Below are 12,295 nucleotides of genomic sequence, written 5' to 3' on the forward strand. Positions count from 1 at the left end.
CCTCAGGCCTCTTGAGACAGGGTTGGATAATCGATATAGCCTTCTGCGCCTGGGGCGTAAAAAGTGTTCTTGTCTGGCGTATTCAATTCAGCGCCTACCCGGAACCGTTCAGGCAGATCGGGGTTGGCCAGGAAGGTGCTGCCGAATACTGCGGCGTCTGCCTTACCTTCATTAATCAGCGACTCGGCGCTTTCTTTGGTCTGGCCGCTACCGATCAAGTAACTGCCGTCGAACAGCGGGCGCAATGCCCCGTGGTAGTCAAACTTGGCCCCGAACAGCGCTACATGTAGATAAGCAAGCTTCAGGTCACGAAGCTGCTTGACCAGACTGGTGTAGGTTTCCTGCGGATTGGCATCGACGATGTCGTTGAAGTTCATCTCCGGGGAAATCTTGATACCGACACGGTCGCTGCCTACTTCACTCACCATCGCGGCGAGCACTTCCAGTACGAAGCGAGTGCGGTTTTCAACCGAACCACCGTACTGGTCGTCGCGCTGGTTGCTTCCGGTGGAGAGAAACTGTTCGGGCAGGTAGCCCGAGGCTGCGTGCAGTTCAACGCCGTCGAATCCTGCTTCAATCGCCCGGCGCGCAGACTGGCGGTAACCGTCAACAACCTCGGCAATTTCAGCGATGGTCAGGGCGTGGGGTGTTACAAAATCCTGCAATCCTGCAGCGGTGTAGGTCTGACCGGCGGCTTTGATCGCCGAGGGCGCCTGAGGTTGTGCGCCATCAGGCAGCAACGAAGGATGGGACACGCGTCCGCAATGCATCAGTTGCATGAAGATGCGACCACCGCGAGCGTGGACGGCGTCGGTGACTTTTTTCCATGCCGCGACCTGCTGGCTGGTTTCGATACCTGGTGTGCGGACATAGCCTTTGCCAGTCGCGACCGGGAATACGCCTTCGCTGATGATCAATCCCGCAGAGGCGCGTTGAGCGTAGTAGCTTGCAACCAGTTCGCTGGGTACACCGGCATCATCTGAGCGTGAGCGGGTCATTGGTGCCATGACCATACGGTTGGATAGTGTGTAGCGGCCCACCTGGACTTCGGAAAAAAGAGATTTCATTTCGGTGCCTCTTTGAGTGATGGGCCTATGATTGGTTAATCCTTATTCGGGATAAATACCGTAAAATCGAAATGACTAATCCATAGGCGGGATAATCATTTGGACTTTCTTAACGACATGGCGTTATTTGTCGAAGTGGTAAAGGCGCGCAGTTTCACGCGTGCGGCAGAAACGCTGGGAATACCCAACTCGACCTTGTCACGGCGTATCAGTGAGCTAGAGAAAGGCATTGGCTTGCGGTTGTTGCACCGTACGACGCGCAAGATCGAGCCGACCGAAGCGGGCCAGCTGTACTTTGAACGCTGTAAGCGGATCGTCGATGAAGCTCGTCTGGCGCATGAACAACTGGGCGAGATCCTGGCCCGGCCCAGCGGACTGCTGCGTGCCTCCTTGCCCGTAGACTTCGCCACCGTCTATCTGGCCCCGTTGATTGCGGAGTTTTCGCAGATCCATCCCGGTATCAATTTTGAGTTCGATCTGAGCCCACGCCAGGTCGATCTGATTACTGATCCTGTGGACGTTGTGATTCGGATGGGGGAGCCTGCAAACTCAAATCTGATTGCTCGCAAACTCGCGAGTTTGGGGCGCGGACTGTATGCCTCGCCGCGATATCTGGAGATATCCGGTGAGCCTGGTCATCCATCGGAACTGGTAAATCATGAGTGCCTACGCTTACGTGGCCAAGGTGCAGGTCGTTGGACGCTGTCTTGTTCTTCTGAGAGGGTGGATGTCGATGTCGGAGGGCGATTCGAACTGAACAGCGTAGGCATGCTGAGGCGTTTGGCATCTTTGGATCTTGGCGTGGCGTTATTGCCCGAGGGGATCGCAGCTCAAGATGTTTCGGACGGGAAACTTCGCAAAGTGCTGCCGCAATGGCAAGCATCGCCAGTTTCGGTTTACGCGCTGACTGAAACCCGCTTGCTTCCAGCGAAAACGCAAAGATTCATTGAGTTTCTGCGAGATAAGCTTGAATGCGCATAGAGTCTAAAGCGCATGACTGCTCTTGGCGCTTTTCTGCTTGTCGAGACCGACCTGAATGCTCCCCCTCGAAAAACTCCTGATCTATAGTCGTTGAAGAGTCCATAGGGCGCGGTGAAATTCAACATGCAGGGAGCGTATGAATGACTCGATTGCAAACACTAAAGTTGATTCAGATAGCCATTGCCCTTCCAGCCTATACCGTACCCTCAAGCACTACATTCGTCTTCACTCTTTGGTTCACCATCACCTCGACGATCAACCTGTTCACCCCACAGTCCTTTGCAGGTTGGGAGGTGATTATGTTGTGGCTGCTGCTGTCGCTGTTCTCGCAATGGGCATGCTGGAGCATTTTTTCCGACTCGCTGGAGGACAACCCCTCTGTGCATCACCTGCCACTACTTTTACTTGGGGTATTGTTAACACTGATTTTAGGTTTGAGTGCCTGGGTTCTTTTTCACATAGGCCTGATCTGGCTCATGTGCGGTACACAAGGTATTGCAGCCGGTGTGCTTTTGACGATCAATTGTGTGAGAAAAAGACGTCAAACCGGCGATATGTGCAGTGAGTGAAATCATCAGGGTCTCGCCCTTTGCTGAGAGTGGAGGTGTAAAGCAGATGTTCTCTATCAGCCCATCGCGCGGGTGGGCGGAAGGGAAAAGGCGTAGCGGGTAGTGGAGCCGGCGGTGGAGGCTTGGTCCGAGCCACCGGCAACGAGCATGGTTACTCTACGATGCAAATCCAGCGGTGGTTCTGCCGGTATGGCGCGCGAGTAAAGTGAACATCTGAAACCAGATTCATTCCTTGCTCTTGAAGCGCTTCGGTCAGTTGTACGAGTGTCTCTGCCTGGATAGTCATTGCTGTCACCTCGTCAGATTTTCTGCGTTCATAATTCTTGACCAAGAGGACAACTGGCTAATTCAATTTTTCTACCTGATTGATATGCAAATCACCCAGATCCGCTACTGGCGTCTGTCTGGGTTTGTAGCATCAAATTGTCGACATGCGAGGGGGGGCGTACTTCATTCGGCCGATGGGCGATGACATCGATGGTCCAATGTGTCGTCAATTGAGAAATGCGGGTTGCATTCAGAACAGTGACCAGCCACTTCGACCTCAACGGAGTGCTGCAGCAATTCTTGATCGCGCTAGCGGGATGGCTTGATCGATCTTCGGGCCTTAGACTGCGAAGACCCGAAGATTGGAGCTTTTTTTAGATCCGATGGATCTGAGTGATGTGCGGCTTGCCATTAGTTGGCGCGTAGATTTCTACGATCGCTTGCCAGCCGTTTGGCGAACCCGGAAGCGTGGCTTTCGACTTGTAGCGATAGTTGGTGCCATTAACGACTTGGCTGGAAACCTCTTCGGGCGTGTAGCTCACGCCAACGAAGCCGGCCAGTGCTTCTTTGAAGACTTCCTGATCCTTGGGAGTCAGTTTGTGGTAAGGGGTCCATCCACCAACAAGATGTTCTTGAGCTGTCATGAATTAAATCTCCCTATTTAAATTCCTACTCGTTTGGCTTTTCGGAGTACGCCCCGTTTATTCAATGGTTTCCGGAATCCATTTCCTGAATAGTTTTCCGTTCATCCCTGACTGCATTGAGATGATTGTCCAGGAAAACACCGATACGAGCTTACTGCCGGTGCCGGGGAGTGTAGGTGAAGAGGGAGGGAGGTCAAGGCGATCGCAGCGAAGAGGTGCGACCTGAAATTCGAGATATATCTATGCCTTGGGTAGCTAACGGCCAGAAGCGGATGGTTGAACCGTCGCTGATTTTGTAGAGGTTGAATCCAGAGCCGAAAGCGGTCACTCGGGCGCCATCAAAACGGCCAAGGTCATCTTGATGAACTCCTCGTTCCAGTCGATCGTCCAGAGTGCGCCGCGCACGTTCTCGGCGGCATCTGCCGATCCCCGCTGCTCGCCGAGTTATGGAACGCATCCGGCAAGGCGGAAATTTTTCAGGACGCCAGAAACGACAAAGCCCTGAATAATCAGGGCTTTGTCGTACATAAGATGGCGGAGGCGATGGGATTCGAACTCATGGACCTGTTACAGTCGACGGTTTTCAAGACCGTTGCCTTAAACCACTCGGCCACACCTCCGTTTGCGTTGCGGGCGCCATAATACCTGAATGAAACACACTGTCAAACTCTGTGCATGGCTTGTTACAGAGCGTCTGTTATGATCTTTGCCACTGAACGTTTCAAACCAACAGGAGTGTCGCCATGCGCGAACAGGATTACGCAGTTCACAACAGCGTGCAGGCTGAGCAGCTAGAGGTTAGCCGCGTCCTGCGCAACACTTACGGTCTACTGGCGCTCACCCTCGCATTCAGCGGTGTGATGGCGTTCGTGGCGCAGCAGATGCGCGTCGGCTACCCGAATATTTTCGTGGTGCTGATCGGTTTCTACGGGCTGTTCTTCCTCACCAACAAACTCCGTGATTCCGCGTGGGGCCTGGTGTCCGCCTTTGCGCTGACCGGTTTCATGGGTTTCCTGCTCGGCCCGATCCTCAACCGTTACCTGGGCATGCAGGGCGGCGCTGAAGTAGTCAGCTCGGCATTTGCGATGACTGCGCTGGTGTTTGGCGGTCTGTCGGCCTACGTGCTGATCACCCGCAAGGACATGAGCTTCCTCGGTGGTTTCATCACCGCCGGTTTCTTCGTGTTGCTGGGTGCAACGCTGGCGGGCATGTTCTTCCAGATCAGCGGCCTGCAACTGGCAATCAGCGCCGGTTTCGTGCTGTTCTCGTCGGTCTGCATTCTGTTCCAGACCAGCGCGATTATCCACGGTGGCGAGCGCAACTACATCATGGCAACCATCAGCCTGTATGTATCGATCTACAACCTGTTCATCAGCCTGTTGCAGATCTTCGGCATCATGAGCCGCGACGACTGATCGCTGTTCGTGAAATAACAAAAAACCCGCTTCGGCGGGTTTTTTGTTGTCTGCGAAAAGCGGATCAGTTGATCACGATGCTGCCATCGGCCTGTTGCTTGTAAATCGTGTAGGGCAGCAGAAACGTATCCAACACGCCGGAAACTGCCGCATCGACCACCAAACCAAAGGAAGCGTTGTTGTAATTGAACGCGTCGACGTCATCCGGCTTTTCGGCGTGCAGCATGCAGAAGTCGTAGGTTGCACCGCTGTAAATGCGCGGCACCGCGCCGCAGTAGCTTTTCTGGGTTTTCAGCTGTTTCACGGAGAAATTGTCGCTGAGCGCAACGGTCTGTACCGTCCCGCACCCGGTGAGCATCAACACCGTCAGCATCACTGCCTGAATTCTCATTACCGCCAATCCTTCGCCGGAAAAACCTTAATCTACGCCGAACAGGCGCAAAAAGCATTCACGCCATCGGCGGCAAACGACGTTTGACCGGGGTTTTCTTGACGATCGCGGTGTTGGTTTCGGCCAGCGTGTTGAGGCGGTCGAGCAGGGTATCCAGCTGTTCCATCGAGCGCACGTGCAAGCGAGCGATGAAGCAGTCTTCTCCGGTGACCTTGTCGCACTCGGTGAATTCCGGGATCGACAGGATCTGCCGTTCCACTTCCTGCAGTTGACCCGGTAGCGGACGTACCCGGACGATGGCCTGGAGCTGATAGCCGAAGCATTTGGGGTCGATCTCGACGGTATAGCCCTTGAGCACGCCGCGCTCCTCGAGGCGACGCAGGCGTTCGGCCACGCTGGGTGACGACAGGCCGCTGATCTGCGCCAATGCCTTGAGCGAGCGGCGCGAGTCTTCCATCAAGGCGCTGATGAGGATCTGGTCGATATCGTCGGTCATGGCGCAACTCCGGGTTAGGCACTTGCGGTAAACCACCCGCGATAAAAAAGGCAGAAGTCGAGTTTAGCCTGCTTTTTGCGCTGGAGGCGTGGGGTGTCGGCTTGGCATACTTTTGCCACGCTTTCGTCAAATGCTTAGGGAGATCGATGATGGGCAACACAATACGCCGTGGTTCATTGGAAATGACCGCCGCCATGCTGATTTCCGGGACCATCGGCTGGTTCGTGCTGGTGTCCGGGCAACCGGTGCTGGATGTGGTGTTCTGGCGTTGCGTGTTCGGCGCCGGCACCTTGCTGCTGATCTGCGCGGCTTTTGGCTTCTTGCGTCCGGGCATTTTGACCCGCACCACGTTCCTGCTGGCGGTGCTCAGCGGAGTGGCGATTGTCGGCAATTGGGTGTTGTTGTTCGGCTCATATTCCCGGGCCTCGATCGCCATCGGCACGGCGGTCTACAACGTGCAGCCATTCATGCTGGTTGGTCTGGCGGCACTGTTTCTCGGCGAGAAAATCACCTTGCAGAAGCTGTTCTGGCTGGCGATTTCCTTTCTCGGCATGCTGGCGATCGTCAGTGCCCATGGCGGGCAGGGTGAGGGCGGTAGCGAATACCTGCTGGGGATTGTGCTGGCGTTGGGCGCGGCGTTGCTCTACGCGATTGCAGCGCTGATCATCAAGCGCCTGACCGGCACGCCGCCGCACCTGATCGCGCTGATCCAGGTCTGCACCGGAGTGCTGTTGCTCGCGCCGTTCGCGCACTTCAACGGCCTGCCGCAAACCAACGGCGCCTGGGCCAGTCTGGTGACGCTGGGCATCGTCCACACCGGTCTGATGTATGTGCTGCTGTACGGCGCGATCCAGAAACTGCCGACTGCCCTGACCGGTGCGCTGTCGTTCATCTACCCGATTGCGGCGATTTTCGTCGACTGGTTCGCCTTCGGCCATCGCCTGGAGATCCTCCAGTGGATCGGAGTGGCAGCGATTCTGCTGGCCGCCGCCGGGATGCAACAGGGCTGGGGCCTGAAAGCCCGGCGCCAGCTCAAATCGGCTTGATCAGATCCTTGAACAGGCCTTTGAGCTGCTGATTGCCGGCATCCACCAGATGATTGTCGTCAAAGTACAGCGGCACGCCGTCCATGGAACCCATGCAGTTGCCGTTGGGGCACAGGTACGGCGTCGGATCGATTACCGTCGCGTTGCAGCGGCTGGCGGCGGCTTCGATGGTTGCGATGGCGACGCGGTTGCGTTTCTCGTATGCCTGCAACGGCAGGGAAATGTCCGTGGTTTGCCGGAACAATCGCTGATTCAGATTCAAACCCTTGTAGACGCTGAAGGGCATTTCCGGGATCGGTTTGACGATGTACACCGGATGGTTTTCAGCGATCGAGCAGACGGTGCTGACGTACTCTTCGGTATAGGCTTCGGCAAACCCGGCCTGGCGCTCGGGAAAGGAAATCCGGTAGCTGTTTTCCCGACCCGAATCCGCGTACAGCGCCGCGCGACTGAACAGCACCACCGGGATCCCGGCGTAGGCGGTTTTCAGTTGTTGCAGCTTTTCCTGATTGAAGCCCCGGCACTGGCTTTCGACGCTCTTGTCGTGCATGGCGAAGTGCGCCAGGGTCGGGCAACCGCCCCGGGACCAGGACAGCGCCGCCTGCGGGTTGTGCATTTGCACCGCTGCTGCGGTGGATTGCGCGTGGCTGTCGCCGTACAGAATTACCGACACATCCCCCGTGCCCAGTTTGCAATCCGCCGCCGCATAGGCGTTGGGGTAGCACTCCTGCGGATACAGTTTGCTGGTGTATTGCGGCTGCCCCAGTTCGACCAGCGCCGGGCGCCAGTCGGGGTGTTGCTTGACCAGCGACGACGTTACTGCCGACACCGCAACCATAGCCACCGTCAGCGCTGCGAACTTGATCACCGTGCGTGTGGCGGTCGTACCGTTTTTTTACCTTGGATTCAATCAGGTAGAAGGACAGGGTGCCGAGGGCGAACGAGGCGATTATCGCGCCAATCACGTGTGGCCAACTGTTCAGCAGGCCGCACAGGTACAGCAGCACCACCAGCGGCCAGTGCCACAGGTACACCGAGTAGGAAATGCTGCCGACAAACTGCAGCGCAGAATTGCTGCTGAACACCGACCGGGTGTTGGCGTGAATCACCAGCATTGTCCCCAGCACCGGCACCAGTGCCAGGTAGCCGGGCCACAGATCCGCTTCAGAAAAGCCCAGCACGCTGACGGCAATTGCCAGCAGGCCGAGCCCTTCGCAAATCGCACCGCCGCGCGGGCTCAATCGTAGCGGAAACAGAAAAACCAGCCCGCCAGCGATCATTTCCCACGCGCGGGTGGGCAGCATGTAGAAGGCGAACGTCGGGTTGAGGCGGGTCACGACGATGGATGCCGCGAGCGAAATCAACGCAAGGGCAAGCAGCGCATAACGGGTTTTGTCGGCACCGAAGAGCTTGTGCAAACCCATGATCAGCACCGGATAAAGCAGGTAGAACTGCCACTCCACCGACAGCGACCAGGTGTGCAGCAACCAGTTTTCATGCAGCGGCACCGCGAAGTAATTGCCGCTTTCGGCGAAGCTGAAGTTCGAGCTGAACAGCAGGCTGCTCTTGATCGTGCGGATGGTTTCGCGCAAGTCGTCCAGCGGCAGATAAAGGTAGCCGAAGACCAGCAGCGCAACGCACAAAACCAGCAGGGCGGGAATGATGCGGCGGGCGCGGGAGGCGTAGAAACCGAGGAGGGAAAAGTTCTGCTGCTGCACGCCATTGACGATGATGCCGGTCATCAGGAAGCCGGAAATGACGAAGAACACGTCTACGCCGACGAATCCGCCCTCAAACCCTGGCACCTTGAAATGAAACAGCACGACCGCGAGCACGGCCAGTGCCCGCAGGGCGTTGATACTCTTCCTGAATTGCATTTATGCGTCCATGTCACATCCGTTGTGCGGCGCATTGTAGTGATGATGTCAGCTTTGTTACATGGATTTTTCCGCTGATTCAGATGTTCCAGCGCGGCGCCGTCATCGCCAGGCGTTGGCGCAGCTCGCCAATGTTCGCGGCCAGTTGGCGGGTCAGCAAGCGGTAGCCGTCCAGCGTGTTGTAGACCGGTGTGTCGAGACTGGCGTCCGGCAACTCCAGCGGGCGCTGCAGGCGTTGAGTGGCGCCGGACTTCAAGGCCCGGGCCATGCCGATCAGCTGCACGCGGATCACCCGGTGTTCGGCCCGCAGTGCCGATTGCAGGTGGGCCATGGCGTCGGGGTCGTTGGCATCCGGGCGGGTGTTGCCGAGGATTTCCAGGGTACTGACGCACATGCGCAGGTTGCGTTGAATCGCGTCCAGTTCGGTCATGGAAATTTTCACTTCCTTGGACACCGAAGGCATCAGCGAGCGCAGCTGCACCATCACCGTGGTCACCCGGCCCATCAGCTTCAGGTGTTCATCGGCGCTGACCGGTTGGCCGCTGATGATCCGCCCGTACAACGTGGCGCAGTCGCGCAAGGCATCGGCCAGGTTGTAGCGCCACGAGTACACCGCGTACAGCGGCAGGGCGAACGAAAACGCCAGGGCCAGGGCGATGCCGATCAGGATGTCGACCCCGCGCCACAAGCCGTCGGTGATCGGGTTGTCACCATGTCCGGCAACGATGAACACGGTAATCGCCGAGAGCAGGGCGGTGTACCCACCCTTGCCGATCGCGTGATAGGAAAAGAAGCCGCAGACCACCGCCATGGCAAAGTAGGTCAGCCACGGCAGGCCCAGCCACGCCTGCTGCGCCACCAGCAGCAGACCGACGCCGGCACCGATCAGGGTGCCGGTGGCGCGTTCGGCGGCTTTCTTGCCGATGTTGCCGTGGTGTTGCAGGCCGCCGATCACCACCAGCATGGTCACCGAGGCCCACTCGCCATGGGGCAGGTTGATGCCGGTGGTCAGCAGGATGGTCGCCAGCAGCCCCAGCGCTACCCGCACCGCGTGAATCAGTCGGGCGTGCTGGTAGCGGCGGTACGGGTCCAGCAACGGACGCAGGATTCGCCGCAGCAGCGGTGGCAGTCGTTGGGTGCTGAAGGTGCTCAGTGCAAAGTCCTCGTCAGAAGATGTAATCGGTGGTGAGGAAGCTCGAATCGCGGCCGCGAATGATTTCGCTGATCAGGTCTTTGTTGCTGTCCTGGAACTTGGTCGCCACCAGCGTGCGGATCGAAAACACCCGCAGTGCATCGTGTACCGACAGCGTGCCCTCGGCGGAGTTCTTGCGCCCGTTGAACGGGTAAGTGTCCGGGCCGCGCTGGCACTGGGCGTTGAGGTTGATCCGCCCGACCTGGTTGGCGAAGGTATCGACCAGTCGGCCGATCGCCACCGGGTTGGTGCCGAACAGGCTCAGTTGCTGGCCGAAGTCCGATTCCAGCACGTAATCGATCACGGTATCGAGATGCCGGTACGGCACGATTGGCACCACCGGGCCGAACTGCTCCTCGTTGTAGACGCGCATTTGCGGCGTCACCGGGTACAGCACGGCGGGGTAGAAGAACGACTCCCGCGCTTCGCCGCCATTGGGGTTGACCACTTTTGCGCCCTTGCTTTGTGCGTCGGCCACCAGACCGTGCAGGTAATCGACCTTGCCCGACTCCGGCAATGGCGTCAGCGCCACGCCACTGTCCCACGGCATGCCCGGTTTCAGTGTGGCGAGTTTGGCGTTGAATTTTTCGATGAAAGCGTCGACCACATCCTCATGCACAAACAGGATCTTCAGCGCGGTGCAGCGCTGGCCGTTGAACGACAGCGAACCGGTGACGGCTTCACTGACGGCATTGTCCAGATCGACTTCCGGCAGCACGATCCCGGGGTTCTTCGCATCCAGACCCAGTGCCGCGCGCAAACGGTGTGGTTTCGGGTGCAGTTTTTTCAGGTCGCTGGCGGCCTTGTTGGTGCCGATGAAGGCGAAGATGTCGATCTTGCCGCTGGCCATCAGCGCGCTGACGGTTTCGCGGCCGCTGCCGTAGATCACGTTGATCACGCCGCTCGGGAAACTGTCGCGGAACGCTTCGAGCAGCGGGCGAATCAGCAGCACGCCGAGCTTGGCCGGTTTGAATACCACGGTGTTGCCCATGATCAGTGCCGGAATCAGCGTGGTGAAGGTTTCGTTCAGCGGATAGTTGTAAGGCCCCATGCACAGTGCCACGCCGAGCGGTACGCGGCGGATCTGGCCGAGGGTGTCCTGTTCCAGTTCGAAACGGCTGGAACGGCGGTCGAGTTCTTTCAGTGCATTGATGGTGTCGACGATGTAGTCGCAGGTGCGGTCGAACTCTTTTTCCGAGTCCTTGAGGTTCTTGCCGATCTCCCACATCAGCAGCTTGACCACGGTTTCGCGCTGCTGGCGCATGCGACCGAGGAACGCTTCGACGTGCTGGATCCGTTCGGCCACGCGCATGGTCGGCCACAGGCCCTGACCACGGTCGTAGGCACGCACGGCGGCGTCGAGGGCGGTGAGGGCGGTGTCGGCGTCGAGCAGCGGGGTGCTGCCGAGAATCACTTGTTCATCGCCGTTTTCGCCGTGCAGATACACCGGGCTGCGCACCATGGCGAGTGGGCCGTCCCACCGCCGCAGTTGGCCATCGACGAGGTATTCGCGTTGCTCGACCTGACCGTCGAGGCGGTATTTTTCCGGGATGTCGCTGACAGAAGGGAACAGATTGCCAAGGATGTTTGCTGTGGTCATGTCGCTACCCCGTGTTGATGTCCGTATACAGATCAAAAAGTCTTTACAGGTTATACGCCTGAATACGCCGAAATTTAAACCCGCCAATGTCACGCAGATCCCCAGAGCAGAGCTCTGACTGGTTTATGAAATCCACTGTGGGAGCGAGCTTGCTCGCGAATGCGTCCTTTCAACTGACATCCTCATTGCTGACACACCGCATTCGCGAGCAAGCCCGCTCCCACAGTTGAATCGGGTTGCCTGAACACTCTCTACTGGCCCCGTTTGCCCCCCTCGTTGTCCGGCATTGCCCTCAACCCGTTGCCGTGCCTGCCTTAAGGTGTGATCACAACAAAAAGCGATGCCATCCTCGAGGATCGTTATGCGGGCAATCCGACTTACTTTACTGCTGGCGCTGATGATGACGCTGTGCGGCTGCGACGAAAAATCCGCACCGCCGGCGACCACTCACAATGCTACTCCCACCGACCCGGTACTGGCGCAGATCTACGCCAACAGCTGCCAGCTCTGTCACGCCAATCCCGCCGCCAACGCACCATTGACCGGTGACCGCCAAGCCTGGGAGCCGCGCATCCGCCAAGGCACCGACACGCTGCTCGACCATGCCATCAACGGCTACAACGGCATGCCGCCGATGGGCCAGTGCGTCGAGTGCAGCGAAGAACAATTCCTGCAACTGATCGGCTTCATGGCCGATCAGCCCCTCCCACAATAAGGGCGCGCGCATGAGCATGGATCTGACACGGCGTC

Annotated in this window: 12 protein-coding genes, 1 tRNA gene and 1 pseudogene; 5 read left to right on the forward strand and 9 right to left on the reverse strand. The window is 58.0% G+C overall.

What is annotated here, in order from left to right; translation table 11 throughout:
* Positions 1 to 2: 2 nt before the first annotated feature.
* A complete protein-coding gene (locus tag PMI25_RS26880; protein WP_007969127.1) occupies positions 3 to 1,067 on the reverse strand; it encodes an alkene reductase in 1,065 nt (354 codons plus the stop codon).
* Positions 1,068 to 1,166: 99 nt separating this feature from the next.
* Between PMI25_RS26880 and PMI25_RS26885 the strand changes: the two genes are divergently transcribed.
* Both PMI25_RS26885 and PMI25_RS26890 read left to right on the forward strand, forming a co-directional pair.
* Entirely contained in the window at positions 1,167 to 2,048 is an 882-nt protein-coding gene (locus PMI25_RS26885; RefSeq protein ID WP_007969128.1) for a LysR family transcriptional regulator, read from the forward strand.
* A gap of 140 nt (positions 2,049 to 2,188) precedes the next feature.
* Positions 2,189 to 2,617 carry a hypothetical protein gene (locus tag PMI25_RS26890; RefSeq protein WP_007969129.1) on the forward strand — a complete coding sequence of 143 codons (429 nt, stop codon included), beginning with the start codon at positions 2,189 to 2,191 and terminating at the stop codon, positions 2,615 to 2,617.
* 641 nt (positions 2,618 to 3,258) lie between these two features.
* On the opposite strand, the gene PMI25_RS26895 is transcribed toward PMI25_RS26890, so the two are convergent.
* Both PMI25_RS26895 and PMI25_RS26900 read right to left on the reverse strand, forming a co-directional pair.
* Positions 3,259 to 3,528 (reverse strand): hypothetical protein, encoded by a 270-nt coding sequence (locus PMI25_RS26895; protein WP_007969132.1) that lies wholly within the window; start codon positions 3,526 to 3,528, stop codon positions 3,259 to 3,261.
* Positions 3,529 to 4,060: 532 nt separating this feature from the next.
* A tRNA-Ser gene (locus PMI25_RS26900) sits at positions 4,061 to 4,148 on the reverse strand.
* Between the two features lie 123 nt (positions 4,149 to 4,271).
* On the opposite strand from PMI25_RS26900, the gene PMI25_RS26905 reads away from it, so the two are divergent.
* On the forward strand, positions 4,272 to 4,943 hold the full coding sequence (locus tag PMI25_RS26905; protein ID WP_003224442.1) for a Bax inhibitor-1/YccA family protein: 672 nt from the start codon (positions 4,272 to 4,274) through the stop codon (positions 4,941 to 4,943).
* Between the two features lie 64 nt (positions 4,944 to 5,007).
* On the opposite strand, the gene PMI25_RS26910 is transcribed toward PMI25_RS26905, so the two are convergent.
* Both PMI25_RS26910 and PMI25_RS26915 read right to left on the reverse strand, forming a co-directional pair.
* Positions 5,008 to 5,334, reverse strand: a complete 327-nt coding sequence (locus PMI25_RS26910; RefSeq protein ID WP_007969133.1) for a YceK/YidQ family lipoprotein — start codon at positions 5,332 to 5,334, stop codon at positions 5,008 to 5,010.
* Positions 5,335 to 5,392: 58 nt separating this feature from the next.
* Positions 5,393 to 5,830: an Lrp/AsnC family transcriptional regulator gene (locus tag PMI25_RS26915; RefSeq protein ID WP_007915449.1), complete on the reverse strand. Its 438-nt coding sequence runs from the start codon at positions 5,828 to 5,830 to the stop codon at positions 5,393 to 5,395.
* Between the two features lie 149 nt (positions 5,831 to 5,979).
* Here PMI25_RS26915 and PMI25_RS26920 point away from each other — a divergent pair, with 149 nt between their 5' ends.
* Positions 5,980 to 6,876, forward strand: a complete 897-nt coding sequence (locus tag PMI25_RS26920; protein ID WP_007969134.1) for a DMT family transporter — start codon at positions 5,980 to 5,982, stop codon at positions 6,874 to 6,876.
* On the opposite strand, the gene PMI25_RS29730 is transcribed toward PMI25_RS26920, so the two are convergent.
* The 4 genes and pseudogenes from PMI25_RS29730 to PMI25_RS26935 all read right to left on the reverse strand — a co-directional run bounded on the left by PMI25_RS29730 (position 6,863) and on the right by PMI25_RS26935 (position 11,545).
* Positions 6,863 to 7,714, reverse strand: coding sequence for an SGNH hydrolase domain-containing protein (locus PMI25_RS29730; protein WP_024164503.1), 852 nt, complete (start codon positions 7,712 to 7,714; stop codon positions 6,863 to 6,865). The genes PMI25_RS26920 and PMI25_RS29730 overlap by 14 nt on opposite strands.
* 145 nt (positions 7,715 to 7,859) lie before the next feature.
* Positions 7,860 to 8,753: pseudogene (locus PMI25_RS29735) on the reverse strand (acyltransferase family protein); the annotation flags it as partial.
* A 79-nt stretch (positions 8,754 to 8,832) separates the two neighbouring features.
* Positions 8,833 to 9,873 (reverse strand): FUSC family protein, encoded by a 1,041-nt coding sequence (locus PMI25_RS26930; RefSeq protein WP_177325749.1) that lies wholly within the window; start codon positions 9,871 to 9,873, stop codon positions 8,833 to 8,835.
* A 46-nt stretch (positions 9,874 to 9,919) separates the two neighbouring features.
* Complete coding sequence (locus PMI25_RS26935; RefSeq protein WP_007969137.1) at positions 9,920 to 11,545, reverse strand: NADP-dependent glyceraldehyde-3-phosphate dehydrogenase; 1,626 nt, start codon at positions 11,543 to 11,545, stop codon at positions 9,920 to 9,922.
* A gap of 361 nt (positions 11,546 to 11,906) precedes the next feature.
* Between PMI25_RS26935 and PMI25_RS26940 the strand changes: the two genes are divergently transcribed.
* Positions 11,907 to 12,260, forward strand: coding sequence for a c-type cytochrome (locus tag PMI25_RS26940; RefSeq protein ID WP_007969138.1), 354 nt, complete (start codon positions 11,907 to 11,909; stop codon positions 12,258 to 12,260).
* Positions 12,261 to 12,295 lie beyond the last annotated feature (35 nt).

Origin of the sequence: Pseudomonas sp. GM30 (assembly GCF_000282275.2) — a bacterium.
GTDB lineage: Bacteria > Pseudomonadota > Gammaproteobacteria > Pseudomonadales > Pseudomonadaceae > Aquipseudomonas.